Below are 25,459 nucleotides of genomic sequence, written 5' to 3'. Positions count from 1 at the left end.
GCTGTTTCAGCGGACCTGTGGCGATGCCTCGGCGCCTGCGGGCAACGCCGGCGCGCTGTCGTCCTTCAGGTCCACGCCGGAGCGCCCGAGCGCCGCCGCGCCGCAAAGCAGAAACACCAGCCGCTCGGCGGCCTGCGCGTAGGACAGCCCCTCGGGGCGCACATTGGAGATGCAGTTGCGCTCGGCATCGGTGCGGCCGACACGCGGCGCATGGGTCAGGTAGATGCCGAGGCTGTCGGGCGAACTCAGCCCGGGCCGCTCGCCGATCAGCATCACCACCTGGCGCGCGCCCAGCCGCTCGCCGATCTCGTCGCCCAGCGCCACGCGCGACTGCTCGGCCACCACCACGGGACCGATCTGCCAGCCGTGCGGCAGGCGCTGGCGCGCCGCCTGAAGCAGCGGCAGCGCATGGCGCTGCGTGGCCAGCGCGGACAGGCCATCGGCGATCACGAACACCACATCAGGCGCCTGCTGCGGCCGTGCCGCGTCCAGCCGCTTACGGCTGGCTTCGTCGAGACGGCGGCCCAGGTCGGGGCGGCGCAGGTAGTGCTCGCGGTCCGGCGCCGCGCTGTGCACGGCCACGTGCGGCAGCCCGGCCGCATCCAGCGCCGCGGTGACGGTGCCCACCTCGAGCGCCAGGTGCACCGCATCGCGCGCCTGGGCATGGGCCAGGCCGAAGGCCAGCACGGCGTCGGTGGGCTGGCTGTGGCCGGTGCGCCCCAGCGCGATGCGCGCGCGCGTGAATCGGCGCAGCCGTTGCCACGGGTCGGCTTCGGCCGGGGCGGGGTCGGGACTGGCGGGAGCCTGGCGTTTGGCCGTCATCGCGATGCCTTACAAGGTGTGGGCCATCTGCAGCAGCGGCTGGCGCGCCGCGGGCTCCAGCAGCCGGCCGGCGCCGTCGGCAATGCCCATGCGCTGCAGCCAGGCCTCGAATTCCGGCGCCGGGCGCAGCCCCAGCACTTCGCGCAGGTACAGCGCGTCGTGAAACGAGGTGCTCTGGTAGTTCAGCATGATGTCGTCGGCGCCGGGCACGCCCATGATGAAGTTGATGCCGGCCACGCCGAACAGCGTCAGCAGCGTATCCATGTCGTCCTGGTCGGCCTCGGCATGGTTGGTGTAGCAGACGTCGCAGCCCATCGGCACGCCCATCAGCTTGCCGCAGAAGTGGTCTTCCAGCCCGGCGCGGATGATCTGCTTGCCGTCGTACAGGTACTCCGGCCCGATAAAGCCGACCACGGTATTGACCAGCAGCGGCGAGAACGCGCGCGCCACCGCATAGGCGCGCGCCTCCATGGTCTGCTGGTCGACGCCGTGGTGCGCGTCGGCCGACAGCGCGCTGCCCTGGCCGGTCTCGAAATACATCAGGTTGTCGCCCACGGTGCCGCGCGCCAGCCCCTGCGCGGCGTCGTGCGCCTCGGCCAGCAGCGACAGGCTGATGCCGAAGGCGGCATTGGCGCGCTCGCTGCCGGCAACGGACTGGAACACCAGGTCCACCGGCGCGTCCTGGCCGATCGCGCGCAGCGTGTTGGTGACATGGGTCAGCACGCACGACTGCGTGGGGATGTCGAAGCGGCTGCGCAGCTCGTCGATCATGCGCAGCAGCGAGACGATCGCGCCGAGGTTGTCCGAGGCCGGATTGACGCCGATGGTGGCATCGCCGCAACCATAGAGCAGCCCGTCGATGATCGACGCGGCAATGCCCTTGGGGTCGTCGGTCGGGTGGTTGGGCTGCAGCCGCACCGCCAGCCGGCCTGGCAGCCCCACCGTGCTGCGAAAGCGCGTGACCACCTGGCACTTGCGCGCCACCGCGACCAGGTCCTGGTTGCGCATCAGCTTGCTCACCGCCGCCGCCATCTCCGGCGTGATGCCCGGGGCGACCCGCGCCAGCATGGCGCTGTCGGTCTCGTGCCGCAGCAGCCAGTTGCGCAGGTCGCCCACGGTGGTGGCATCGATCGCGGCAAAGGCGGCGGCGTCGTGGCGGTCATGGATCAGGCGCGTGACCTCGTCGTCTTCATAAGGCACCAGCGCCTCGTTGAGGAAGCGCGTCAGCGGCACCTCGGCCAGCGCCAGCCTGGCCGCCATCCGCTCCTGTTCGCTCTGCGCGGCCAGGCCCGCGAGCGCATCACCGGAGCGCGCCGGGCTGGCCCTGGCCAGCAGCGTGCGCAGGTCGGCAAAGACGTGGCGGTGGTTGCCGATGGTATGGGTGTAGGCCATGCGTTGCGTTCCCGGATTTGGCGACAAACACGGCTCGCGCGGCAAGCCGCGGGTCGCGCACGATTCCCCTAATATAGACACCCTTTGCGCGTGCCGATATGCCAACATCGGCGCCAGGTCGCGGCGGCAAGTGCGAACCAAGCAGCGACTGACGCAGCCATTACATCTGGATCGGCGAGAATCCAGAATTCCTTTCAGCAAATTGCATGCCGGAGACACCGATGAAAGACCCCGAACCGACCGTCACCCCGCGCCTGCCGCCGGCCGCGTGGTACAGCGTCGGCACCGTCGCCTACCTGCTGACCGCGCTGGCGCTCTGGACCGTGCTGCACGCCAACCTGGTGGCGGCGCTGCTGTCCGGGCTGCTGCTGTATTCGCTGGTGGACGTGCTGGCGCCGCGCCTGAAGCGCCTGCACCAGCGCCACGACGCGCTCGCGGTGGCGATCCTGTCGGCGCTGATCCTGCTGGGGCTGACGCTGGCCGGCTGGCTGCTGGTGCGTTTTGTCAGCGGCGAGGGCAATACCCTGGACGGCCTGCTCAACCACGTCGCCGACATCATCGACCGCTCGCGCGGGCAGCTGCCGCCGTGGGTCAGCGACGCGCTGCCCAATGGCGTCGACGAACTGGCCAACACGCTGATCGACACGCTGCGCGAACACGCCGCGATGGCGCAGAAGCTGGGCGCCGAGGTGCTGCGCACGCTGGTCCATATCCTGATCGGGCTGGTGATCGGCGCGATGGTGGCGCTGTACCGCGCGGTGGCGCGCCCCAACCGGCGCCCGCTGGCGGCCGCGCTGGTGGCGCGCGCGCGCACGCTGCAGCAGGCGTTCTCGCAGTTCATCTTCGCGCAGATCCAGATCTCCACCATCAACACCGTGCTGACCGCGCTCTACCTGCTGCTGGTGCTGCCGCTGTTCGGCGTGCACCTGCCGCTGAGCAAGACCCTGGTGGTGATCACCTTTGTCGCGGGCCTGCTGCCGGTGCTGGGCAACCTGATCTCGAACACGGCCATCGTGGTGGCCTCGCTGTCGGTATCGCTGCCGATCGCGGTGGGCTCGCTGGTGTTCCTGGTGGTGATCCACAAGCTCGAGTACTTCCTCAACGCGCGCATCATCGGCGCGCGCATCCAGGCGGCGGCGTGGGAACTGCTGATGGTGATGCTGCTGATGGAAACGCTGTACGGCATCCCGGGCGTGATCGCCGGGCCGATCTTCTACGCGTACCTGAAGCGCGAACTGGCCGGTGCCGGGCTGATTTGAAGGCAGTGGCCGGCACGCCGGGCCGGTGGTAGGACCAATGAGCACGCCACGACCGTCGTTCCCGCGAAGGCGGGAACCCAGTGACTTTCAACGACGCTGGATTCCCGCCTGCGCGGGAATGACGGTATTCCTCTACCCTGTATTCAGGCCCCGTCCTGCTCCACGCGGCTGCGCACGAAGTCGATGTGGGTCTGCATCGCCGTGCGCGCCTCTTCTGGGCGGCGCGCGCAGATGGCATCGCACAGCGTGCGGTGCTGCAGCAGCAGCAGGTCGGAGGCGCCATCGTCCTGTTCGCGCAGGCCGGTGCCGTTGATGGTGATGTGCTCGCGCAGCATGCCGATCACGCTGGTATGCAGGTGCAGGAACATGGTGTTGTGCGAGGCCTGCGCGATGGCGTCATGCAGCTGCGCGTCGGCATCGGCCTCGGCCTGCTTGTCGTCGGCGGCGCGCGCGCGTTCCAGTTCGGCCATCAGCGCGCGGATGCGCTTCACGTCGGCGGCATCCGCGCGCAACGCCGCAAAGTACGCGGTGGCGCCTTCCAGCACACGGCGGAACTCCAGGATGTCTTCGCGCAGCGCGGGATGGTCGGCCACCAGCTGGCCCCACGGCGAGGCAATGCCGGCGCGCAGCTGGTCGGTGGCATAGACGCCCGCGCCGCGCCGGCTCTGCAGCAGGCCGCGCGCGGCCAGGCGCTGGATCGCCTCGCGCACGGTGTTGCGCGCCACCGCGTACTGCTCGGCCAGCGTGCGCTCGGCCGGCAAGCGCGTGCCGGGTGGCCAGGTGCCGTCGAGCAGCGCGGTTTCCATGCGCCGCATCACCGACTCCACGCGTCCGCGGGCATTCCCGTGCCTGGCTGCCGTCATGCCGTATTCCCTCGCTCCTGAACGTGCGCGGCGCGCATTCTGAATTGGTCCGACCAATTTGAACCGCCGGGCGGAAGCGGGAATTATGTGCCCAAACGTGCGACCCAGCACGTGTGGAGCGAGACATGAAGGATCGTCAGTACCCCAGCGGCCCTGCCCCTACGCAGGCTTACCTGTTTGCCACCTGCCTGGTCGACATGTTCGTGCCGCAGGCCGGCCTCGATGCCGTGCGGCTGCTCGAGCGCGAAGGCCTGACCGTGCATTTCCCGCGCGGCCAGAGCTGCTGCGGCCAGCCCGCCTACAGCAGCGGCAACCCCGACGCGGCGCGCGCGGTTGCGCGAGCCCAGCTCGACCTGTTCGGCCAGCCATGGCCCGTGATCGTGCCGTCCGGCTCGTGCGCCGGCATGATGCGGCACCACTGGCCGCAGCTCTTTGCCGACGATGCCGTGGCCGGCCCGAAGGCGCGCGAACTGGCCGGGCGTGTCTACGAGCTGGGCGAGTTCCTGCTGCACGTGCTGAAGGTGGACTTCGGCACTGCCGCGTCGTCGGCCCAGCCGTCGGAGCGCATCGTGCTGCATACCTCGTGCGGCGCGCGCCGCGAAATGGGCACGCGCGGGCACGGCGTGGCCCTGGTCGATGCGCTGCCTGGCGTGACCCGCGTCGAGCATGCGCGCGAGTCGGAGTGCTGCGGCTTCGGCGGCACCTTCTCGCTCAAGCATCCCGATATCTCGGGCGCCATGGTGCGCGACAAGGTGGCGTCGGCCTGCGCCACCGGCTGCGACCGCCTGGTCTCGGCCGACTGCGGCTGCCTGCTCAATATCGGCCATACCGCCGCGCACGACCGCGCCCCGCTGCAGGTAGAACACCTGGCCAGCTTCCTGTGGCGCCGTACCGGAGGTGCCGCATGAGCACGCCCGGCGCCCGCGAACGCATGCTGGGGCGGCTGCGCGCCGCCGCGCCCGTGCCGTCGCCGCAAACCACTGAGCTCGATCGGCGCATCGACAGCCATTTCGAAGCGCGCCGCCACGGCACGTCCGCGACGGGCGACCGCGTCGCCGCGATGCAGGCCGCGCTGCAGGGCCTGCATGCCGAGGTCTGGTGCGCCGACGCCACCGCCTGGCCCGGCTTGCTGGCTGCGGAACTGGCCAGGGCCGGCGTGAAGCGGCTGCTGCTCGATCCGGCCAGCCCGGCCGGCGCGGCGCTGGCAGCCTCGTTGCCGGCGGCGATCGAAGCCATCGGCTACGACCGCCCGATCGAGGCCTGGAAGGCCGAACTGTTCGACACCGTCGATGCCGGCTTCACCGTGGCGCGCTCCGGCATCGCCGCCACCGGCACGCTGGTGCTGGCGCCCGATGCGGGCTCGCCGCGCACGGTGTCGCTGGTGCCGCCGCTGCATGTCGCGCTGGTGCGGGCCTCGACCCTGCACGCCGACCTGCACATGGCCGCGCGCGCCGAGCGCTGGGCCGACGGCATGCCGACCAACCTGGTGCTGGTCTCCGGCCCGTCCAAGACCTCGGACATCCAGCAGACCCTGGCCTACGGCGCGCATGGTCCGCGCCGGCTGTGGGTGGTGATCGAGACCGATAACGCGGAGGCCGCGCGATGAGCGAGCAAACCCTGCAATTCGTAGCGCCGCAGGCGTTCAAGGCGCGTGCCCGCGAGGCCCTGGACGACCCCAAGCTGCGCCAGAGCTTTCGCGGCGCGATGGACTTCCTGCAAGGCAAGCGCCTGGCGCAGTTTCCCGACGCCGACGAACTCGAGCGCCTGCGCGACCTGGGCGAGGCGGTGCGCCAGCACGCGCTGGCCAACCTGCCCGACCTGCTGGTGCAGCTGGAACAGAAGCTGACCGCCGCCGGCGTGCAAGTGCACTGGGCCGAGACCGCCGACGAGGCCAACGCCATCATCCACGGCATCGCCAGCGCCAGGCAGGCAAGGCGCGTAATCAAGGGCAAGTCGATGGCCAGCGAGGAGATCGAGCTGAACCATTACCTGGCTGAACGCGGCGTGGAGTGCATCGAGTCGGACATGGGCGAGTACATCGTCCAGCTGGCCGGCGAGAAGCCCTCGCATATCGTGATGCCGGCGATCCACAAGACCAAGGGCGATATCGCGCAGCTGTTCACCGAGCATATCCCCGACACGCCTTATACCGAGGACGTCGACGCGCTGATCCAGACCGGCCGCCGCGCGCTGCGCCAGGCCTTCGTCGAGGCCGATATCGGCCTGTCCGGCGTAAACTTCGCCGCCGCCGACACCGGCACGCTGTGGCTGGTGGAGAACGAGGGCAACGGCAGGCTGTCCACCACCGTGCCCGACGTGCATATCGCCATCATGGGCATGGAGAAGGTGGTGGCCCGGCTCGAGCACATCGTGCCGCTGTCGACGCTGCTGACGCGCTCGGCCACGGGCCAGGCCATCACCACCTATTTCAACCTGATCTCGGGCCCGCGCCGCGCCGGCGAGCGCGACGGCCCGCGCGAAGTGCACCTGGTGCTGCTCGACAACGGCCGCACCCAGGCCTATGCCGACGCGCAGCTGCGCGCCACGCTGCAATGCATTCGCTGCGGCGCGTGCATGAACCACTGCCCGGTCTACACCCGCATCGGCGGCCACGCCTACGGCACCACCTACCCTGGCCCGATCGGCAAGATCCTGTCGCCCCACCTGCTGGGGCTGGATGCCACCGCCGACCTGGCCACCGCCTCGAGCCTGTGCGGCGCCTGCGGCGAGGTCTGCCCGGTGCGCATCCCGATCCCGCAGTTGCTGGTGCGCCTGCGCACCGAGGCTAACCGCGATCCCGACGAGAAGGTGGCGAACCCCCTGCGCGGGCAGGGAGCGAAGTACAGCCGTGGTGAACACCTGGTGTGGCGCTTCTGGAGCGGGGCGTACTCGCATCCGGCCACGTACCGGCTGTTCCGCTGGGCCGCGACGCGGCTGCGCGCGCTGACGCCGGGCAAGCAGATGGGATGGACGCAGCACCGCACGCCGCTGAAGCCGGCGGCGAAGAGCCTGGCGGACCTGCTGAAGGAAAAGGGGCAGCCGGAGTAGGCGGCTGCGCCAGACGGGGCGCCGAGGCTTCGAACTCCCGACTGTGTGCTCCCTCTCCCGCTTGCGGGAGGGGGTTGGGGAGAGGGCGGGAGCATCGACGAAGTACAACGCTGCCGCATAACGACGGCCTGCCCTCTCCCCCGCCCCTCTCCCGCAAGCGGGAGAGGGGAGCAAACCAGCGGGAACGGAAACGGCCGCGGTACTCGCATACAGAACAAGAATTTTCCCAAACCACCACCAAATCAGGAGACCACCCTTGCAACCCTGGACCCAACTCTACACACCGCTGGGCAGCCTGTGGCTGTCCTCGCTGGCGGCAGCGATCCCCATCGTGTTCTTCTTCATCGCGCTCGCGGTCTGGCGCATGAAGGGCCATGTCGCCGCGGCGGTGACGCTGCTGCTGGCGCTGGCCGTGGCGATCTTGGCTTACGGCATGCCCGCGCAGCAGGCGCTGGCCGCGGCCGGCTTCGGCTTTGCCTACGGCCTGTGGCCGATTGCGTGGATCATCGTGACCGCGGTGTTCCTCTACAAGATCGTGGTCAAGACCGGCCAGTTCGACGTGATCCGCGCCTCGGTGCTGTCGATCACCGACGACCAGCGCCTGCAGATGCTGCTGATCGGCTTTGCCTTCGGCGCCTTCCTGGAAGGCGCGGCGGGCTTCGGCGCGCCGGTGGCGATCACCGCGGCGCTGCTGGTGGGGCTGGGCTTCAACCCGCTGTACGCCGCGGGCTTGTGCCTGATCGCCAATACCGCGCCGGTGGCGTTCGGGGCGATGGGCATTCCCATCATCGTGGCCGGGCAGGTGACGGGCCTCGACCCCTTCCATATCGGCGCCATGGCCGGGCGCCAGTTGCCGCTGCTGTCGCTGCTGGTGCCGTTCTGGCTGGTGTTCATGATGGACGGCGCCAAGGGCGTGCGCGAGACCTGGCCGGCGGCGCTGGTGTGCGGCGGCAGCTTTGCCGTGACGCAGTACTTCACTTCCAACCATATCGGGCCGGAACTGCCGGACATCACGTCGGCACTGGTCAGCCTGGTGTCGCTGGCGGCGTTCCTGAAGGTGTGGCAGCCGCGCAGCGCGTCGCAGCGCGCCGGCGGCAGCGCTGGCAACGTCAGTGGCGGCACGGTCGCGCTTGCTGGCTTTGGCGGCGATATTGGCGGCGATATTGGCGGCGGTTATGGCGGCGCGATGCACAGCCGCAAGGCATCGCCCTACACGCTGGCGCAGACGCTGCGCGCGTGGGCGCCGTTCGGCATCCTGACCGCCATCGTCACGGTGTGGAGCCTGCAGCCGTTCAAGGCGCTGTTCGCCGCCAACGGTCCGCTGGCGGGCACGGTGCTGAAGTTCAAGGTCCCGGGTCTGGATCAACTGGTGATCAAGGCCGCGCCGATCGTGGCCACGCCCAAGGCCTATGACGCGGTGCTGAAGCTCGACCTGCTCTCCGCCGTCGGCACCGCGATCCTGCTGACCGCGCTGATCTCCGCCGTGCTGCTGCGCATGAAGCCGCGCGACCTGCTGGCCACGTTCGGCGAAACGCTGGTGGAACTGGCGCGCCCGGTGCTGTCGATCGGGCTGGTGCTGGCGTTCGCCTTTGTCGCCAATTACTCCGGCATGTCTTCGACGCTGGCGCTGCTGCTGGCCGGCACCGGTGCGGCATTTCCGTTCTTCTCGCCGTTCCTGGGCTGGCTGGGCGTGTTCCTGACCGGGTCCGACACCTCATCCAATGCGCTGTTCTGCGCGCTGCAGAACACCACCGCGCACCAGATCGGCGTGTCGGACACGCTGATGGTCGCGGCCAACACCACCGGCGGCGTCACCGCCAAGATGATCTCGCCGCAATCGATCGCGGTGGCCTGCGCGGCGACCGGGCTGGTGGGCAAGGAATCGGAGCTGTTCCGCTTCACGGTGAAGCACAGCCTGCTGTTCGCGGTGATCATCGGCGTGATGACGATGGTGCAGGCGTATTGGCTGCCGGGGATGATTCCTGGGTGACACCCGAATCCTGCTGATTACGTGCGCCCTCTCCCGCTTGCGGAAGAGGGCGCAAAGCAGCGGCGGGAGGTAGCCACGCCGCCCCTACTCCAGGAATTCGTCCCCTTCAGTGAGCGGCGCATACCGGTACGTCGCCGGCGTCCGGCTCAGCTTCACCGGCGCACCCAGGCCCCGGTACCCCCCTTCCATCTCCACCACCATCTCGCGGTGCCGCGTATGCGGATGCTGCAAGGCATCGGCCACCGACAGCACCGGCGCGCACGGCACGCCCGCGGCCACCAGCGTATCCGCCAGCGCCTTGCCGTCGAGCGTGCGCAGGCGCGCTTCCAGCTCCGCCTTCAGCGCGACGCGATTGACCGAACGCGCGCCGGCGGTGGCGTAGCGCTCGTCGTCGGCCAGCGCCGGCAGCTGCAGGTGCTCGCACAGGATGCGGAACTGCCGGTCGTTGCCCACCGCCAGGAACACCGGGTCGGTGGCCGTGGCGACGGTGTCGTACGGATAGATGTTGGGATGCGCATTGCCGGTGCGCTGCGGCGTGTTGCCGCTCATGAACCAGTTGGCCGCATGCGGATGCAGCAGCGACAGCCCCGAGTCGTACAGCGCGGCCTCGACGAACTGGCCGCGCCCGCTGCGGGCTCGCTCCTGCAGCGCCAGCAGCACGCCGATCACGGCGTTGAGGCCGGTCACCATGTCGACCACCGGCAAGCCCACGCGCAGCGGCTCGCCATCGGCCTCGCCGTTGATGCTCAGGATGCCGGACATGGCCTGGATCGCGGCATCGTAGCCGGGCAGGCCGCCCAGCGGACCGTCGGCGCCGAAGCCGGACACCCGGCAATGAACCAGCCGCGGGAAGCGCGCCGACAGCATGTCGTAGCCCAGGCCCCACTTCTCCAGCGTGCCGGTCTTGAAGTTCTCGACCAGCACGTCGGCCTCGGCCAGCAGCGCCAGCAGCACCTCGCGGTCCGGCTCGGCCGTCAGGTCCAGCCGCATCACACGCTTGTTGCGGTTCAGGCCGAAGTAATACGACGCCACGCCATCCTTGAAGGGGGGGCCCCAGGTACGGGTGTCATCGCCCTGCGGCGGTTCGATCTTGAGCACGTCGGCGCCGTGGTCACCCAGGATCTGGCCGCAGTACGGGCCGCCCAGGATGCGCGACAGGTCGACCACGCGGATGCCGGCGAGCGCGCCGGGACGGGCTTGGGTCATGGCTGCAATCCTCCGGGCGTTGTGTCAATCAAGCTGGGCGCCGGACTTCTGCACCACGGCACGCCACTTGCCCACCTCGGCCTTGACGAAACTGCCGAGCTGCTCCGGCGTGGTCGACGGGGCGAACTCCAGGCCTTGCGCCTGCAGCGTCTTGCGCACGTCGGGCTGCTTCAGCGCCTCGGCAAAGGCGCGGTTGAGCTTGCCGACCACCTCCGCCGGCGTGCCGGCGGGCGCGACCACGCCGAAGAACACCGACACGTCGAATCCGGGCACGCCCTGCTCGGCCACCGTCGGCACGTCGGGCAGCGCCTGCGAGCGCGCCCTGGTGGTCACGCCCAGCGCGCGCACCTTGCCGCTCTTGATGAAGGGCATCGCGGTCAGCACGTCGGTGAAGGTCATGCTGACCTGGCCGCCCAGCAGGTCGTTCAGCGCCGGGCCGGTGCCCTTGTACGGGATGTGCTGGAAATCGGTGCCGGTGACGTTGTTGAACAGCACGCCGGCCAGGTGCGACGAAGCGCCATTGCCGGACGAGGCATAGGTCAGCTTGCCCGGATGCGCCTTGCCGTAGGCGATCAGCTCGGTGACGTTCTTCGCCGGCACCGACGGATTGACCACCAGCACGTTGGGCAGCTGGCCGATCTGGATCACCGGGGTGAAGCTCTTGACCGGGTCGTAGTTGATCTTGCGGTACAGGCTGACGTTGATCGCCAGCGGCGCCGAGGTGCCGAACATCAGCGTGTAGCCGTCGGGCTCGGCGCGCGCCACCGCCTCGGCGCCGATATTGCCGCCGGCGCCGGCGCGGTTCTCGACCACCACCGGCTGGCCCAGGCTGGTCTTGAGCGCGGCGGCGAGCGTGCGCGCCATGGCATCGGTGGGGCCGCCCGGCGGATAGGTGACCACCATCATGATCGGCTTGGACGGGAAGTCCTTCTGCGCGAAGGCGGGGGCGATAAACAGCGAACACGCGGCGATGGCCGCGACGCGGTGCCAGAGTTTCATGGCGTTGTCTCCTGGTGTAGGACGTCTCCCGCGGGGTAGGCGGGATGGTTGGGGCACTGGGGTTGGGCTGCTCCCTCTCCCGCTTGCGGGAGAGGGTTGGGGAGAGGGCGGGAGCATCAACGAAGCCAGGCGTATCGGTATGCCAGCGCCTGCCCTCTCCCCCGGCCCCTCTCCCGCAAGCGGGAGAGGGGAGCAAACAATGGGCTCAGCTTGACGGCGTCAGAACACGTTGACCGCATCGACCGCGCCGGCCGCGCGCAGCGCGCCGTCGTCGGCGGGCGCCACCGTTTCGGCCAGCCAGGCCGGCTCGGCGCTTGCCGCCAGCGGATCCTGCGGCAGCACGCGGTGGCGCAGCACCAGCTGCGCCAGCCGCATGCGGCGCACCGAGCCGATGCGCCCGGCTTCCCAGGCCATCGCCACCGCGCTGGTCACGTGGTACAGGGCCGAGGCCGCCTGGCGCGCCAGTAGCTCGCCGTCGGCACCGGCCGCGGCGGCCTGGCCGGCGAGTCGGGCAGCGCTGGCGATGGCGCTTTCGAAGACGGCGCGGGCGTCCGCCTGCATCGGGGTATCGGCCAGCAGCCCGGCCAGGTGCGCCTGCAACACCGGCAATGCCCCCTCGCGCCGGACCGCGCGCAGCACGTCGAGCGCGACGATATTGCTGGTGCCTTCCCAGATTGAGCCGAGGTGGGCGTCGCGCACCAGGCGCGGGTCGCTCCATTCCTCGATATAGCCACAGCCACCGCGAATCTCCATGGCGTCGCCGGTGACCTTGCGCGCGTCGCGGCAGGCGCGGAACTTGATCAGCGGGGTCAGGATGCGCATCAGCGCGTAGGCGTCGGGCTCGCCGGCGTCGGCGCGGCGCAGTGCCTCGGCGGTCTGGAACACCATGGTGCGGGCCTGCTCGGTCGGCAGCGTCAGCTTGAGCAACTGGCGGCGCATCAGCGGCATGTCCTGCAGGCGCTTGCCGAAGGCCTGGCGCTCGCTGGCGATGAACAGGCCCTCGGTCAACGCGCGGCGCATCAGCCCGGCGGCGCGCACGCCGTTGGACAGGCGGGAGTTGTTGATCATGTCCGCCATCTGCACGAAGCCGCGGCCGGGCTCGCCGACCAGGTAAGCGTGCGCGCCCTCCAGACGGATCTCGCCGCTGGCCATCGAGCGCGTGCCGAGCTTGTCCTTGAGCCGGATGATGCGGTAGTGGTTGGCGCTGCCGTCTTCCAGCCTGCGCGGCAGCAGGAACAGCGACACGCCCTTGTGGCCGGGCACGGCGTTGCCGGCCTCGTCTTCCACGCGCGCCAGCACCATCGCCAGCGCGGCATCGGGATTGGAGCAGAACCACTTGTCGCCATGCAGGCGCCAGCCGCCCTCGGCCGAGGCATCGCGCACCGCGCGCGTGGCGGTGGCGGCGACGTCGGAGCCGGCGCCCTGCTCGGTCATGAACATCGCGCCCTGGTACAGGTCGTCAAAGACCTGGGTGGTCAGGTTGGGCAGGAAGCGCCCGACCAGCGCCGGGTCGCCGAACTTGCGCAGCGTGCGCGTCAGCGAATCGGTCATCGACAGCGGGCAGCACAGGCCGAACTCCGCCTGCACGAACAGATACGTGAGCGCGTACTTTGCCGCCGGCGGCATGGGCTTGTCCCAGCCCAGCACGCCGCCGCGGTGAGAGGCGGCGGCGAGACCGAATTCCGCAAAGGCCACCCGCTCCATCTCGACATAGGCCGGGTGCTTGTCGATGCGCTGCGCGTCGACGCCGGCGCGGGTGCGGTAAGTCAGTTCCGGCGGGTTGCGGTCGGCGACGCCGGCCAGCTCGTCGAGCACGCCGCCAGCCAGCGCGCCCATGCGCTCGAGGTGCGGCAGCAGGTGGCTGAACAGGTCTGGCGGCAGGTACAGCGGCAGCAGCGCGCGCAGGTCCGGGTCGGCGGCAAACAGGCTGCCGCCGTGGCGGTCCGGCACCGGATGCGCAGCGGGCGCGGCCGGGTGTTGCTGGGGGAAGTCGCGCACGGCGCTGGATGGCATGGCTGGTCTCCTGGTTTGCTTGGGCGCCGGCTTGCGGCCCCTTTGGCCTCCATTATTCAAACCCCAAGGATTTGCGTCTAATTCTAAAATTGGCTTGATCCATATAATTTCTGTATCGCCATGGAATTCCGCCACCTGCGTTACTTCCTCGTGCTGGCCGAGGAACTGCACTTCGGCCGCGCCGCGCGCCGGCTGGCCATCTCGCAGCCGCCGCTGTCGCTCAATATCCAGCAGCTCGAGGCTTCGGTCGGGGCGCGGCTGTTCGACCGCGACAGCCGTGGCGTGCGGCTGACCGCGGCCGGACGGGCCTTCCGCGAGTCGGCCACGGCGCTGCTGGCGCAGGCCGAGGCCGCGCGGGTGCTGGCGCGCGAGATCGAAGCGGGCGCCATCGGCCGCCTGCGCGTGGGCTTTGTCGGCTCGATGCTGTACCGCGGGCTGCCGCAGACGCTGCGCGAGTTCGAGGCCGCCTATCCCGGCATCCACGTGGCCCTGACCGAGCTGAATTCGCAGGAACAGGTCGACGCGCTGCTGCATGACGAACTCGACGCCGCCTTCATCCACACCGGACGGGTGCCGGACACGCTGCAGGCCACGCTGGTGCACGCCGAGCCGTTCGTCTGCTGCCTGCCCGCCGACCATGCCCTGGCCGCGCTGGCGCAGCTGCCGCTGACATCGCTACGCGGCGAGCCGTTCGTGCTGTTCTCGCGCAAGGCCTCGCCCGACTATTACAGCCGGATCTTCGACATGTGCGCCGCGCAAGGCTTCTTCCCGCAGATCCGGCATGAGGTGCGGCACTGGCTGTCGGTGGTGTCGCTGGTGTCGCAGGGCATGGGCGTGGCGGTGGTGCCGGCGGCACTGGCGCGCTCGGGCATGGCGGGCGCGGCGTTCCGGCCGCTGGCCGACGCCACGGTGCGCTCCGAGGTCTATTGCGCCTGGAAGACCGCGCCGGATCATCCTGCGCGTGACCACTTTGTCGCCATGGTGGCAGGCAAGCCGGCGCAGCCGAAGCGCAGCCATAAAGAAAAAGCCACCGGTCCAGGGACCGATGGCTTGTGAAGTACGCGTGGAACGGGGTGTTCAGCGTGCCGTGAGCTTAACGCCGCTGGCTTACGGCAGCCATAACGCAAATGCAGTAATTGCACGAGGGCGGCCCCGGCGCGGATTCGGGGTGGCATGACCTGGCCGCCGCCAGCCTCGTTGGACGCCGGCTCGCGGTCGCGGGGCGTGCTCATCGACGACCCTTAGCGGTTATCATTCGCCTCCTGCCGTGCCTGGCGCGGCAAGGCTGGCGTGCCCGCCCTTTGAGGGGGCAACGTAAAGCCTCATTTGCGATACAATGAAAACGATTTTCATTTACACACCCCGGCGCGGTCGCACCGACCGCTTGGCGGCAGGCCGCGCCACGGACTGGAAGCATGATGCGGTTGTCTGAACTTCCACGGCGCACGCCCGCCGTAGTGCAATCGGTGGACGACGCCACCCCAGGGGATCCGGTTGCGCGCCGCCTGCGCGAACTGGGCTTCGTTGCCGGCGAGCCCGTGCAGGTCATCGCCTACGGGCCGTTCGGCATGGATCCGCTGGTGGCGCAGGTAGGCTTCACGCGCTTTGCACTGCGCCGCTCGGAGGCGGCGCGCATCGGCGTGGAAATCGCCAGCGCCTCGGTCACCCGCATCGCCCCCGCCACGCAGGGCGACGAGACTGCCCAACCGTCCGCCAAGCGGACCGCCTGAGCCTTCCCCGGATTATGTCTGCAGCTGCTTCCCCCTCGGCCCTGCGCATTGCGCTGGTCGGCAATCCCAATTGCGGCAAGACCGCACTGTTCAACCGCCTGACCGGCAGCCGCCAGAAGGTGGCCAACTACGCCGGCGTCACCGTCGAGCGCAAGGAAGGCTACTTCGTGTCGCCGGCCGGACGCCAGGTGCGCATCCTGGACCTGCCCGGCGCCTACAGCCTGCATGCGGCCAGCCTGGATGAAGCGATCACGCGCGATGTCTGCCTGGGCCAGCGCGCCGGCGAAGCGCGCCCGGACCTGCTGGTGTCGGTGGTCGACGCGACCAACCTGCGCCTGCACCTGCGCTTCGTGCTGGAGTTGCGCCAGCTGGGGCTGCCGATGGTGGTGGTGCTGAATATGAGCGACGCGGCCGCGCGCCGCGGCATCCAGATCGACCGCGACAAGCTGTCGGCCGCGCTCGGCGTGCCGGTGGTCAGCACCGTGGCGGTCCGGCGCGACGGCGCCGCGGCGCTGGTCAGCCTGCTCGATGCCACGCTGCCGCCGGCCCCGCCGGCCGGCGCTGCGTCCGGCGCTGACTTCGACGTGCATGCCGAAGTCAACCGCCTGCTGTCGGCCGCGGTGAGCATGCCGGCGCGCACCGCCGCGCTGGACGACCGCATCGACCGCATCGTGCTGCACCCTGTGTTCGGGCTGCTGCTGCTGGCGGTGCTGCTGTTCCTGATGTTCCAGGCGGTGTTCTCGTGGGCCGAGCCGCTGATGGACGGCATCGAGGGCGGCGTGCACTGGGCCGGCGAGATGCTGGGCGCCTGGCTGCCCGACGGCATGCTCAAGAGCCTGCTGGTCGACGGCCTGGTCGCCGGGCTGGGCAGCGTGGTGGTGTTCCTGCCGCAGATCCTGATCCTGTTTCTGTTCATCCTGACGCTGGAAGAATCCGGCTACCTGCCGCGCGCGGCGTTCCTGCTCGACCGCCTGATGATGGGCGCGGGGCTGTCGGGGCGCTCGTTCATCCCGCTGCTGTCGAGCTTTGCCTGCGCCATCCCCGGCATCATGGCCACGCGCACCATCCAGGACCCGCGCGACCGGCTCACCACCATCCTGGTGGCGCCGCTGATGACCTGCTCGGCGCGCCTGCCGGTCTATGCGCTGCTGATCGGCGCCTTTATCCCCGAGCGCACCGTGATGGGCCTGTTCAACCTGCAGGGGCTGGTGCTGTTCGCGCTCTACGTGGCCGGCATCGTCAGCGCGCTGGTGGTGGCCTATGCGCTCAAGTTCCTGCGCCGCGACCGCACCGACCATCCGCTGCTGATGGAGCTGCCGTCGTACCGCATCCCGAACCCGCGCGACATCGCCATCGGCCTGTGGGAGCGTGCCCGCATCTTCCTGTCGCGCGTCGGCAAGGTGATCCTGGCGCTGACGGTGCTGCTGTGGTTCCTGTCGACGTTCCCGTCCGCGCCCGAGGGCGCGACCGCGCCGGCGATCGACTACAGCTTTGCCGGCATGATCGGCCACGCGCTGCAGAAGGTGTTCGCACCGGTGGGCTTCAACTGGCAGATCTGCATCGCGCTGGTGCCGGGGCTGGCCGCGCGCGAGGTCGCCGTTGGTGCGCTGGCCACCGTCTATGCGCTGTCGGGCAGCGAAGAGACCGTGGCCACGCAGCTGGCACCGATGATCGCCGCGCAATGGTCGCTGGCCACCGCGCTGTCGCTGCTGGCGTGGTACGTGTTCGCGCCGCAGTGCATCTCCACGCTGGCGGTGATCCGGCGCGAGACCGACTCCTGGAAGGTGATGGCGCTGTCGGCCGCCTACCTGACCGGGCTGGCCTACCTGGCCGCGTTCGTGACCTACCGCGTCGCGCTGATGTTCAGCTGAGGCCCGCCGACGCCATGAGCCTCTATCACGCCATCGAAACCCTGCTGGTCCCGCTGATCGTGCTGGCGTGCGCGGTGTCGGTGGTGTCGCGCTACGCGCCGCGCACGCGCGAGCGCGTCAAGGCGGCGCTGGCGGCGCGCCTGGGCGGCCCCGCCGCCGCGGGCTGGCGCGGCCGCCTGGCCCGCTGGCTGGCCCCGCAGGCCGCGGCCGGCTGCGCCAGCGGCTGCGACGACGGCGGCTGCAATACCTGCGACGCCAATACCAGCTCCCCCACCGGCCAGGACAAGCCTGCCGAGCAGGTGGTGCGCTTCGTGCGCAAGCGCTGAAGCGCGCTTTTTTCCTCCCTTATCCTTCACGCAGAAACGGGTACGCCCGCTGCTGCCGCATGGTGCGGCAAGCGGCGGGTTGCGCGCGTCCAGGCCTCGTGGCAGGCGACGGCGTGGGCCTGTTGCAGGCCAATCCGGCGCTTCGCAAGGCTTGTTCCCATGCACGCAGAATTGGGTACGCTTTGCACGCGCGCCTGTCGGAGCCTGCACGCAGGGGTCGAAAACAGCCACGCAGAAACGGGTACGCTTGCGCCTTTACCAATCATTCCTGACACAGCGCATGTGTCTCCCAAAAGCAAAACGCCCTCCATCCGGAGGGCGTCTCGCCAGCTGCGGGATACCGGCGCCTACCTGACCGTACCGTAGAACACCAGCTTCAGCGGCGTATTGTCGGCGACCGCGGTGCAGGTCGCGGTGATGGTGAAGTCGCCGGGTCCGGTGCCGCTGGCGCGCACCTGGTTGGGCAGCATCACCATGCTCGGGCTCAGCGAGACCGGACCGGTGCTGGACCATGCCCAGTCCTTGCACGCGGTGTACTGCGCATCCTCGCCCAGGTGCTTCATGCGCGCGGTCACCTCGATCGGCATCGGTGCGAGCAGCAGCAGCGTGATCGGATCCTGGTTGTCGCCCACCAGTGCCCATAGCGGGTTTTCCGTCACCGTCAGGGTGGCGCTGCGCCGCTCGCCCAGCTTGCTGCTGACCGCAGTCACGGTCAGGCTGCCCTGCACCGGACCGGTGTCGCCGGCCAGGCTGGTGCGCACCGTGGCGTCATGCGTACCCGCGGCTTCCGTCGCGGACAGCGTCGCCGAGCTTGCCGTGTAGCTCCAGTTGCCGTCGAAATCCGCGGTCACGTCCTGGCCGTCGTGGCGCAACACGCGCGCGGTGAAGGTGTCGGGACGATTGCTGAACACCTGCAGCGCGTTGACCTCGCGCCCGCCCTTGGTGGTCACCACGCGATAGGCCGCGGCGCCGTTCTTCTGCACCGTCACCGCGATGACGCCGGCGAGGGCATGTCCGTCAGGCGCGGTCACCGACACCGAGACACTGGCGGTGGCCGCGGTCGTCGGCGAGCCGTTGCTGGCCTTCAGCGTGGCGCTGTTCTGGCTGGCCGTGACCTGGACCGCGGTGCCGCTGCTGGACCAGGCCCAGTTGGAGACGCTGGCCGACACATCGCTGCCGTTGCTGTCGAGCAGCGTCACCTTGACCGGCAGTTCCTGGCCGTCGCTCATCGACAGGCTGGTGGCGGGCATCGACAGCGCGTAGCTCAGCGCGGATGCCGGCACCACGGTGATGGTGGCCGATTGCGCGGGCAGTTGCACGGTAGTGTTGTCGGTGCCCCGGACCGTGGCCACCACCTGCACGGTGGTGGTGCCCGGCGCAACGCCCCTGACCACGGCGCTGCCCGGCGTGCCGGCGCCCGGTGTCACGGTGGCGACGGCGCTGTCGGTGCTGGTCCAGTCGAAGGTGGTGCTGGCCGATACGTCGACGCCGTTGCTGTCGACGGCCAGCGCGCTGATGGTCAGCGTGCGGCCGACACCGACCTCGCCCGAGGTCACGCTCATCTTCGCGGTATAGGTCAGCGGCGTGGTGGTGCCGCCCGATGCCGGCGCGGCGGGCGCGCTGCTGCCACCGCCGCCGCCGCATGCCGCCAGCAACAAGGCTGCGGCTGAACCCGCCAGCCAGGATGCCCACGTTCTCAGTCTCATGATTGTTCCCCCCGGTCGTGTTTTTCCCGCGCTATCAGCCTAGGCACAAAGTGGCCCGCGCAATACCAGCCAGAGGACTGAGGTGCAGCGCACAGAACCTCGCCGCAAGTCATCCATTCAGCGCAGTACATCGCCATTCGGCCGAGGCGAAACAGGGGCCGCCAGGCCCCCTGCCGCAGCCGGCCCCCAACCGTTTGGCGCAGCCCGTTTCCACGATCCCCTGATCGGGCCACGACGGTTTGCCGCGCATGCCGGCACACGCGCAAGGCTTGACCGGGTCGGGACTGGTCGACTAACCTTGCCCTTCCCATGGACCTGCGCTGCATGCGCACCCACGCGGAGCGGCCGCGGCCCCTCCCACTCCAGCCACGATGAACCGTTACACCAGCACTCCCTGCCAGGCTGCCGATGCGTCCCGCATCGCTGCCCGCGCACGCGTGCTGGCTGCCCTGGCATCGGGCCGCGCCCTGCGCGCTTCCTCGCTACTGCTAAGCCTACCGATCGGTTGCCGGGCCTAGGGCCCCGTGGCAGTTCGGCAGCCTTGCGCCACCCTTTTCCCGTTTTTCGATTTTTCATCTTCCCTTGCGAGGAAGGAGACCCCGTATGCTCGTCAATCCCGCCACCAAGTACCGCCCCGCCGCCACCGTCGACATCCCTGAGCGCACCTGGCCCGGCCGCACCATCACGCGCGCGCCGCGCTGGATGAGCACCGACCTGCGCGACGGCAACCAGGCCCTGATCGAGCCGATGAACCCGGCGCGCAAGCTGCGCTTCTTCGAACAGCTGGTGAAGATCGGCCTGAAGGAAATCGAAGTGGCGTTCCCCGCCGCGTCGCAGACCGACTTCGACTTCGTGCGCATGCTGATCGAAGAGCGGCGCATCCCCGACGACGTCACCATCGTCGTGCTGACGCAGTCGCGCGAAGACCTGATCCGCCGCACCGTCGAATCCGTGCGCGGCGCGGCACGCGCCATCGTGCACCTGTACAACCCGATCGCACCGGCCTGGCGGCGCATCGTCTTCAATGCCTCGCGCGACGAGATCAAGGAAGTCGCGGTATCGGGCACGCGCCTGATCAAGGCGCTGACCGATGCCATGCCCGAGACCGCGTGGACCTACGAGTATTCGCCCGAGACCTTCAGCCTGGCCGAGCTCGATTTCTCGCTGGAAGTCAGCGACGCGGTGTCGGCCGCGTGGCAGGCCGGCCCGGGCCGCCCGATGATCCTGAACCTGCCGACCACGGTGGAATGCAGCACGCCCAACGTGTTCGCCGACCAGATCGAATGGATGCACCGCCGCCTCGCGCGGCGCGAGCACATCGCGTTGTCCGTGCATCCGCACAACGACCGCGGCACCGCGGTGGCGGCGGCGGAGCTGGCTTTGATGGCGGGCGCCGACCGCGTCGAGGGCTGCCTGTTCGGCAATGGCGAGCGCACCGGCAACGTCGACCTGGTGACGCTGGCGCTGAACCTCTATACGCAAGGCGTGGCGCCGCAACTCGACTTCTCCGACATCGACGCGGTGCGCCAGTGCGTGGAGCACTGCAACCAGCTGCCGGTGCACCCGCGCCATCCGTACGTAGGCGATCTGGTGTTCACCGCGTTTTCGGGGTCGCACCAGGATGCGATCCGCAAGGGCTTTGCGCAGCAGCAGCCGGACGCCATCTGGGAAGTGCCCTACCTGCCGATCGACCCGGCCGACCTGGGCCGCAGCTACGACGCGGTGATCCGCGTCAACAGCCAGTCGGGCAAGGGCGGCATGGCGTACCTGCTGGAACAGGTGCATGGCCTCTACCTGCCGCGCCGGCTGCAGATCGAGTTCAGCCGCGCGGTGCAGGCCATGACCGACGACAGCGGGCTGGAAGCGAGCGCGGACGACCTGTATGGCCTGTTCGAACGCGAGTACCTGGCGCGCGAGGCGCCGCTGCGCTATGTCTCGCACCAGCTGGCAAGCGACGGTACCGGCGCCACCGTGATCACGGTGCAGATGGAGCGCGACGGCCAGCCCTGCAGCGTGCGCGGCAGCGGCAACGGCCCGATCGACGCCTTCATCGATGCGCTGGACCTGCCGGTACGCGTGATGGACTACCACGAGCATGCGATGAACGCAGGCGCCGACGCGAGCGCAGCGTGCTATGTCGAAGTCCGTGTGGGCGATTCGCCGACCGGGTTCGGCGCGGGCATCGACGCCAACCTCGTCACGGCTTCATTGCGTGCAGTGCTGTCGGGTGTGAACCGGCACCTGCGGGCGGGCTTTGCCGGCGGCGCTCACGCGGCCAGCGCCGCCGCGGCCTGACGCCTGAGGTGTAGCGTTTGGCAAGAAAACCGGTGTGCCCCGCCCCCACGGGGCACACCCGGAAAGACGCCCTTGCGGACGCCCACGACATGCCTGGTGCGGATCCGGACACACGCGTTGCGCGTGCTCGGATCTTTCGCACAGCGTAAGCGGCAGCATCGGGCCGCGCTACGAATCATTTCGCATGTGGTTAGAAGCGATGTCCGAGGATGCATCGGTGATGGCCGCGTTGTCGCGCCATCGCGACGCCGTGCGCTCCATTTGGTTCCGCTTGTTTTGTGTCAAGGCCAGCGCCGCCCCGCTCCGCCACACTGGGCGCGCCTTGATAACAAACCAAGCAGACCCATGAAAACACTGTCTCTTCGCACCGCCACCTGTTCGGCCATCGCCGCCTGCGCCATGCTCGGCGCCTTCGCCACGCCCGCGGCCGCAGCGGACGACGCCCAGGGCAACTGGATGGTGCGGCTGCGCGGCACCTACCTCGACATGGCCCACAGCTCCGATCCCGTCGGCGGTGTCGGCCGCTCGGACCGCATCACGGTCAACAACAAGTGGATCCCCGAACTCGACGTCACCTACTTCTTCACGCCGAACTTTGCCGCCGAACTGGTGCTGACGGTGCCGCAGAAGCAGAACGTCTACCTTGACGGCAACAAGATCGGCACCTTCAAGCACCTGCCGCCGACGCTGCTGATGCAATACCACCTCATTCCCAACGGTACCTTCCGCCCGTATATCGGCGCGGGCCTGAACTTCACCCACATCTGGGGCGAGAACATCGCCAACAACTCGCTGCAGCTCGATAGCTGGAGCGTGGGCCCGGCGCTGCAGATCGGCATGGACTACAAGCTGACCAGGAACTGGTTCCTCAACGCCGACATCAAGAAGATCTGGCTGAAGAGCGATGTGAAGGCGGGGGACGTCAAGGTCTCCAAGGTAAGCCTGGATCCGTGGCTGTTCAGCGTCGGGGTGGGGTATCGATTCTGATCCTGCCGCGCGACAAAAAAGGCCGGCGTCGAAGGGGCGCCGGCCTTTTGCATTTCATGAGCGCGCGCAGCGGACCGCTACCTGAACGCCGGCTCGTCGAAGCTGCGCAGCTTGCGCGAATGCAGCTGCTCGACGCCGTTCTCGCGCAGGATGCGGATCGCTTCCAGGCCGATGGTCATGTGCTGGCTGACGCGCTGGCGATAGAACGCGTTGGCCATGCCGCGCAGCTTGAGTTCGCCATGCAGCGGCTTGTCCGATACGCACAGCAGGGTGCCATACGGCACGCGCAGCCGGAAGCCGTTGGCGGCCACCGCCGCGCTCTCCATGTCGATGGCGATCGCGCGCGACTGGTTGAAGCGCGCATACAGCGCCTTGGACTTCAGCTCCCAGTTGCGGTCGTCGGTCGATACCACCGTGCCGGTACGCATGCGCGTCTTCATCTCGTTGCCGGACAGCCCGGTCACGCGCGCCACGGCTTCCTGCAGCGCCACCTGGATCTCGGCGATCGGCGGCACCGGCACCCACGGCGGCAGGTCGTGGTCGAGCACGTGGTCGTCGCGCACATAGGCGTGCGCCAGCACATAGTCGCCGAGCTGCTGCGAGCGGCGCAGGCCGCCGCAGTGGCCCACCATCAGCCAGCAATGCGGGCGCAGCACGGCGAGGTGGTCGGTCATGGTCTTGGCGTTGGACGGCCCCACGCCGATATTGACCAGCGTCACGCCCAGCTTGTCGCCGCGCACCAGGTGGTAGGCCGGCATCTGCGGCAGCACGCGCGGGCGCGTGGCGTCGTCGGGTTCGGGCGCGCCCAGGTCCTGCACCACGTCGCCAGGCTCGACAAAGCGCGTGTAGCCGCCGCCATCGCCATTGCCGTTGCCATTGCCCATCAGCGCGCGCCCAAGCGCGACGAACTCGTCGACATAGCGCTGGTAGTTGGTGAACAGCACGAAGCGCTGGAAGTGCTGCGGCGCCGTGCCGGTGTAGTGGTAGAGCCGCTGCAGCGCCAGGTCCACGCGCTCGGCGGGGAACAGCGACAGCGGCCAGGCTTCGCCCGGCACCGGCTCGTAGGTGCCGTTGGCAATGCCGTCGTCGATGCGGTTCAGCTCCGGCAGCACGAACGAGGCCTCCAGCTCGCGCGCCTGGGTGTAGCTGATGTCGGTGGTCGAGGCCTCGATCACGAACGGCAGCGGGATCGGGCGCCGGCTCAGGCCCACCACCACCGGCACGCGGTGATAGCGCATCAGGCGCTCGATCTGGTCGCGGTAGTAGTCGGCCAGCAGGTCGGGGCGCGTCACCGTGGTGCCGTAGACGCCGGGGTACGCCACCGTGCCCCAGGAGGGGCGGCTGTCGGTGACCATGGTCTCGATGTTGACCGAGATGCCCAGGTACGGATAGCACGCGTGCGCGGCCGAGGGCAGCGGCTTGCCGCTGGCGAAGGCATCGAAGCGCGCGCGCACGGCGCCGACCGATGCATCGTAGATCTCGCGGATGCGGGCAACCGCCGCATCCGCGTCGGTGAACTCGGCGAGCTGGTCGGCCGGATGCGCGGAGGAAAAGACGGGGGCGTTCATGGCGGCCATGATACCGCGCCGGAGCGCCGCCGTGAGCGACGCCCCGGCGCGCCAGGCGCCAAATTGACGCGCCCGCGCCCGCTCGCTACACTCCGCCAATTGCGCAGCACGGCTTGCCGTGCCGTTCTCGACTCGCGGCGCCCCTGGTGGCAAGGGGCGGCGAGGGGCCGTACATGCTTTGCTGGGAGAGCCGCCAATGGAAATCCGTAACCTGTTGCCCGAAGACCTCGAGGCAGCCAGACAACTACTGATCGCCAATGGCTGGGCCCACCGCGTGGGCGGACCCGAGAAATTCGCACGGCTGGTGGCCAATTCGCAGCGCGTGGCCGTGGCGGTAGAGAAAGGCGAGGTGGTCGGCTTTGCCCGCGCGTTGTGCGACGACGTATGCGACGGTTTCCTGTCGATGGTGGTGGTGGCGCCCGGCCACCGCCGGCACGGCATCGGCCGCGCCCTGGTGCGGCATATCGTCGGCAGCGACCCCGATATCAGCTGGATGCTGCGCGCGGCGCGCTCGTCCGAAGCCGCCTTCTTCGGCCAGCTCGGCTTTACCCCCTCGATGGTTGCGATGGAGCGGCGCCGGCCCTGAACCAACCGGCCAGTACCACCCCGGCGCAGCGTCAGCGTCCCCCCATCTTCTGCCGGAACTCGTCGGCCGTCCCCACCTGCCGGAACAGCGGCCCGCCCGGCGCGAAGCGATCGGCGCTGGCCAGCGGCCCCACCACCACCGGTTCGAAGCCCGCATCGCGCACCAGCTGCGCCGCCACTTGCAGCGCGGCCGGGTCGTCGCCAGCGATCGGCACCGCCACCAGCCCGCCGGGCCGGTGATGCTCGCTGGCAAACTGCGCCGCCCCCATGAAGTTGAAGGCCCGCACCACGCGCGCGCCGCGCAGGTAGCGCGCCGTGGTAAGGCCGATGCCGTCGCGCCTGGCCTCGTCGGCAATGGGGCCGTCGCGGTGTTCGTAGGCGTTGGTGGCGTCGAGCACGATCTTGCCTTGCCAGGCGCCGGCATGGTCACGAGCCAGTTGCGGCAACGCGCCATAGGGCGTGGCGAGGAACAGCACGTCCGAGAACGCAATGGCCTCGGCCACCGTGCCGGCGCGCGCAAGCGTACCCAATTCTTCGACCAGCGGCTTGAGCGCCTCCGGGTGCCGCGACGAGAACAGGACCGGATGCCCGGCCTTGACCCACAAGCCGCCCACGGTGCCGCCGATGCGGCCCGAGCCGATCACGCCGATGCGCTGCGCCGCGGCCTCGCGGGCCGGCGCCGGGCCGGGCTGGGCGCGCACGGCGCGCGGCAGTCGCGCAACCAGCAGTAGCGCCGCGGCGCCGGCGCGCAGCCAGCGGCGGCGGGTCACATTGGCAGGCATGGCAAGTCCTCCGGCAG

21 protein-coding genes are annotated in these 25,459 nt (G+C 69.4%); 12 read left to right on the top strand and 9 right to left on the bottom strand.

Annotation, left to right across the window (positions count from 1 at the left end; translation table 11 throughout):
- Positions 1-6: 6 nt before the first annotated feature.
- Both eutC and CBM2588_RS19960 read right to left on the bottom strand, forming a co-directional pair.
- A complete protein-coding gene (gene eutC, locus CBM2588_RS19965) occupies positions 7-822 on the bottom strand; it encodes an ethanolamine ammonia-lyase subunit EutC (protein ID WP_115682136.1) in 816 nt (271 codons plus the stop codon).
- Between the two features lie 9 nt (positions 823-831).
- Positions 832-2,214 (bottom strand): ethanolamine ammonia-lyase subunit EutB, encoded by a 1,383-nt coding sequence (locus CBM2588_RS19960; protein ID WP_115682135.1) that lies wholly within the window; start codon positions 2,212-2,214, stop codon positions 832-834.
- 221 nt (positions 2,215-2,435) lie between these two features.
- On the opposite strand from CBM2588_RS19960, the gene CBM2588_RS19955 reads away from it, so the two are divergent.
- Positions 2,436-3,473 carry an AI-2E family transporter gene (locus tag CBM2588_RS19955; protein WP_111520882.1) on the top strand — a complete coding sequence of 346 codons (1,038 nt, stop codon included), beginning with the start codon at positions 2,436-2,438 and terminating at the stop codon, positions 3,471-3,473.
- Between the two features lie 143 nt (positions 3,474-3,616).
- On the opposite strand, the gene CBM2588_RS19950 is transcribed toward CBM2588_RS19955, so the two are convergent.
- Positions 3,617-4,336 carry a FadR/GntR family transcriptional regulator gene (locus CBM2588_RS19950; RefSeq protein ID WP_172581803.1) on the bottom strand — a complete coding sequence of 240 codons (720 nt, stop codon included), beginning with the start codon at positions 4,334-4,336 and terminating at the stop codon, positions 3,617-3,619.
- A 125-nt stretch (positions 4,337-4,461) separates the two neighbouring features.
- On the opposite strand from CBM2588_RS19950, the gene CBM2588_RS19945 reads away from it, so the two are divergent.
- The 4 genes from CBM2588_RS19945 (at position 4,462) to CBM2588_RS19930 (ending at position 9,374) form a co-directional block, all read left to right on the top strand.
- The gene (locus CBM2588_RS19945) at positions 4,462-5,244 is read left to right on the top strand and encodes a (Fe-S)-binding protein (protein ID WP_115682133.1); all 783 of its coding nucleotides are present in this window, start codon (positions 4,462-4,464) and stop codon (positions 5,242-5,244) included.
- Positions 5,241-5,942: a LutC/YkgG family protein gene (locus tag CBM2588_RS19940; protein WP_115682132.1), complete on the top strand. Its 702-nt coding sequence runs from the start codon at positions 5,241-5,243 to the stop codon at positions 5,940-5,942. Before CBM2588_RS19945 ends, CBM2588_RS19940 begins: the two co-directional genes overlap by 4 nt.
- Positions 5,939-7,384, top strand: a complete 1,446-nt coding sequence (locus CBM2588_RS19935) for a LutB/LldF family L-lactate oxidation iron-sulfur protein (protein ID WP_115682131.1) — start codon at positions 5,939-5,941, stop codon at positions 7,382-7,384. The genes CBM2588_RS19940 and CBM2588_RS19935 overlap by 4 nt, the downstream gene beginning before the upstream one ends.
- Positions 7,385-7,640: 256 nt before the next feature.
- A complete protein-coding gene (locus CBM2588_RS19930) occupies positions 7,641-9,374 on the top strand; it encodes a lactate permease LctP family transporter (RefSeq protein WP_115682130.1) in 1,734 nt (577 codons plus the stop codon).
- Positions 9,375-9,458: 84 nt separating this feature from the next.
- On the opposite strand, the gene CBM2588_RS19925 is transcribed toward CBM2588_RS19930, so the two are convergent.
- The 3 genes from CBM2588_RS19925 to CBM2588_RS19915 form a co-directional block, all read right to left on the bottom strand.
- Positions 9,459-10,580: a CaiB/BaiF CoA transferase family protein gene (locus CBM2588_RS19925; protein WP_115682129.1), complete on the bottom strand. Its 1,122-nt coding sequence runs from the start codon at positions 10,578-10,580 to the stop codon at positions 9,459-9,461.
- 24 nt (positions 10,581-10,604) lie between these two features.
- The gene (locus CBM2588_RS19920) at positions 10,605-11,579 is read right to left on the bottom strand and encodes a Bug family tripartite tricarboxylate transporter substrate binding protein (protein ID WP_115682128.1); all 975 of its coding nucleotides are present in this window, start codon (positions 11,577-11,579) and stop codon (positions 10,605-10,607) included.
- 219 nt (positions 11,580-11,798) lie between these two features.
- On the bottom strand, positions 11,799-13,592 hold the full coding sequence (locus tag CBM2588_RS19915; RefSeq protein WP_115682127.1) for an acyl-CoA dehydrogenase family protein: 1,794 nt from the start codon (positions 13,590-13,592) through the stop codon (positions 11,799-11,801).
- 120 nt (positions 13,593-13,712) lie between these two features.
- On the opposite strand from CBM2588_RS19915, the gene CBM2588_RS19910 reads away from it, so the two are divergent.
- From CBM2588_RS19910 to CBM2588_RS19895, 4 genes are all read left to right on the top strand, one after another.
- Positions 13,713-14,648: a LysR substrate-binding domain-containing protein gene (locus CBM2588_RS19910; protein ID WP_115682126.1), complete on the top strand. Its 936-nt coding sequence runs from the start codon at positions 13,713-13,715 to the stop codon at positions 14,646-14,648.
- Positions 14,649-15,010: 362 nt separating this feature from the next.
- Positions 15,011-15,322, top strand: a complete 312-nt coding sequence (locus CBM2588_RS19905; RefSeq protein WP_115682125.1) for a FeoA family protein — start codon at positions 15,011-15,013, stop codon at positions 15,320-15,322.
- A 14-nt stretch (positions 15,323-15,336) separates the two neighbouring features.
- Positions 15,337-17,193, top strand: coding sequence for a ferrous iron transport protein B (feoB, locus tag CBM2588_RS19900; protein ID WP_115682124.1), 1,857 nt, complete (start codon positions 15,337-15,339; stop codon positions 17,191-17,193).
- Between the two features lie 14 nt (positions 17,194-17,207).
- Positions 17,208-17,519: a DUF6587 family protein gene (locus CBM2588_RS19895; protein ID WP_115682123.1), complete on the top strand. Its 312-nt coding sequence runs from the start codon at positions 17,208-17,210 to the stop codon at positions 17,517-17,519.
- 347 nt (positions 17,520-17,866) lie between these two features.
- On the opposite strand, the gene CBM2588_RS19890 is transcribed toward CBM2588_RS19895, so the two are convergent.
- Positions 17,867-19,225, bottom strand: a complete 1,359-nt coding sequence (locus CBM2588_RS19890; RefSeq protein ID WP_115682122.1) for a hypothetical protein — start codon at positions 19,223-19,225, stop codon at positions 17,867-17,869.
- 603 nt (positions 19,226-19,828) lie between these two features.
- On the opposite strand from CBM2588_RS19890, the gene leuA reads away from it, so the two are divergent.
- Entirely contained in the window at positions 19,829-21,520 is a 1,692-nt protein-coding gene (leuA, locus tag CBM2588_RS19885; protein WP_115682121.1) for a 2-isopropylmalate synthase, read from the top strand.
- A 345-nt stretch (positions 21,521-21,865) separates the two neighbouring features.
- Positions 21,866-22,507, top strand: a complete 642-nt coding sequence (locus CBM2588_RS19880; protein ID WP_115682120.1) for an OmpW/AlkL family protein — start codon at positions 21,866-21,868, stop codon at positions 22,505-22,507.
- A 77-nt stretch (positions 22,508-22,584) separates the two neighbouring features.
- Here the strand turns inward: CBM2588_RS19880 and CBM2588_RS19875 are convergent, their stop codons facing one another.
- The gene (locus CBM2588_RS19875) at positions 22,585-24,084 is read right to left on the bottom strand and encodes an AMP nucleosidase (protein WP_115682119.1); all 1,500 of its coding nucleotides are present in this window, start codon (positions 24,082-24,084) and stop codon (positions 22,585-22,587) included.
- A gap of 187 nt (positions 24,085-24,271) precedes the next feature.
- Here CBM2588_RS19875 and CBM2588_RS19870 point away from each other — a divergent pair, with 187 nt between their 5' ends.
- On the top strand, positions 24,272-24,661 hold the full coding sequence (locus tag CBM2588_RS19870; protein WP_115682118.1) for a GNAT family N-acetyltransferase: 390 nt from the start codon (positions 24,272-24,274) through the stop codon (positions 24,659-24,661).
- A gap of 31 nt (positions 24,662-24,692) precedes the next feature.
- On the opposite strand, the gene CBM2588_RS19865 is transcribed toward CBM2588_RS19870, so the two are convergent.
- The gene (locus CBM2588_RS19865) at positions 24,693-25,442 is read right to left on the bottom strand and encodes an NADPH-dependent F420 reductase (RefSeq protein ID WP_115682117.1); all 750 of its coding nucleotides are present in this window, start codon (positions 25,440-25,442) and stop codon (positions 24,693-24,695) included.
- Between the last annotated feature and the right edge of the window lie 17 nt (positions 25,443-25,459).

Origin of the sequence: Cupriavidus taiwanensis, from assembly GCF_900250075.1 — a bacterium.
GTDB lineage: Bacteria > Pseudomonadota > Gammaproteobacteria > Burkholderiales > Burkholderiaceae > Cupriavidus > Cupriavidus taiwanensis_C.
Note: the sequence above shows the minus strand (reverse complement) of the source record. Positions and strands in the feature narration are given on the sequence as shown.

Coding starts and splice junctions, on each gene's coding strand:
- eutC (WP_115682136.1), bottom strand. CDS start 822: ATGACGGCCAAACGCCAGGCTCCCGCCAGTCCCGACCCCGCCCCGGCC.
- CBM2588_RS19960 (WP_115682135.1), bottom strand. CDS start 2,214: ATGGCCTACACCCATACCATCGGCAACCACCGCCACGTCTTTGCCGAC.
- CBM2588_RS19955 (WP_111520882.1), top strand. CDS start 2,436: ATGAAAGACCCCGAACCGACCGTCACCCCGCGCCTGCCGCCGGCCGCG.
- CBM2588_RS19950 (WP_172581803.1), bottom strand. CDS start 4,336: ATGACGGCAGCCAGGCACGGGAATGCCCGCGGACGCGTGGAGTCGGTG.
- CBM2588_RS19945 (WP_115682133.1), top strand. CDS start 4,462: ATGAAGGATCGTCAGTACCCCAGCGGCCCTGCCCCTACGCAGGCTTAC.
- CBM2588_RS19940 (WP_115682132.1), top strand. CDS start 5,241: ATGAGCACGCCCGGCGCCCGCGAACGCATGCTGGGGCGGCTGCGCGCC.
- CBM2588_RS19935 (WP_115682131.1), top strand. CDS start 5,939: ATGAGCGAGCAAACCCTGCAATTCGTAGCGCCGCAGGCGTTCAAGGCG.
- CBM2588_RS19925 (WP_115682129.1), bottom strand. CDS start 10,580: ATGACCCAAGCCCGTCCCGGCGCGCTCGCCGGCATCCGCGTGGTCGAC.
- CBM2588_RS19920 (WP_115682128.1), bottom strand. CDS start 11,579: ATGAAACTCTGGCACCGCGTCGCGGCCATCGCCGCGTGTTCGCTGTTT.
- CBM2588_RS19915 (WP_115682127.1), bottom strand. CDS start 13,592: ATGCCATCCAGCGCCGTGCGCGACTTCCCCCAGCAACACCCGGCCGCG.
- CBM2588_RS19910 (WP_115682126.1), top strand. CDS start 13,713: ATGGAATTCCGCCACCTGCGTTACTTCCTCGTGCTGGCCGAGGAACTG.
- CBM2588_RS19905 (WP_115682125.1), top strand. CDS start 15,011: ATGCGGTTGTCTGAACTTCCACGGCGCACGCCCGCCGTAGTGCAATCG.
- feoB (WP_115682124.1), top strand. CDS start 15,337: ATGTCTGCAGCTGCTTCCCCCTCGGCCCTGCGCATTGCGCTGGTCGGC.
- CBM2588_RS19895 (WP_115682123.1), top strand. CDS start 17,208: ATGAGCCTCTATCACGCCATCGAAACCCTGCTGGTCCCGCTGATCGTG.
- CBM2588_RS19890 (WP_115682122.1), bottom strand. CDS start 19,225: ATGAGACTGAGAACGTGGGCATCCTGGCTGGCGGGTTCAGCCGCAGCC.
- leuA (WP_115682121.1), top strand. CDS start 19,829: ATGCTCGTCAATCCCGCCACCAAGTACCGCCCCGCCGCCACCGTCGAC.
- CBM2588_RS19880 (WP_115682120.1), top strand. CDS start 21,866: ATGAAAACACTGTCTCTTCGCACCGCCACCTGTTCGGCCATCGCCGCC.
- CBM2588_RS19875 (WP_115682119.1), bottom strand. CDS start 24,084: ATGGCCGCCATGAACGCCCCCGTCTTTTCCTCCGCGCATCCGGCCGAC.
- CBM2588_RS19870 (WP_115682118.1), top strand. CDS start 24,272: ATGGAAATCCGTAACCTGTTGCCCGAAGACCTCGAGGCAGCCAGACAA.
- CBM2588_RS19865 (WP_115682117.1), bottom strand. CDS start 25,442: ATGCCTGCCAATGTGACCCGCCGCCGCTGGCTGCGCGCCGGCGCCGCG.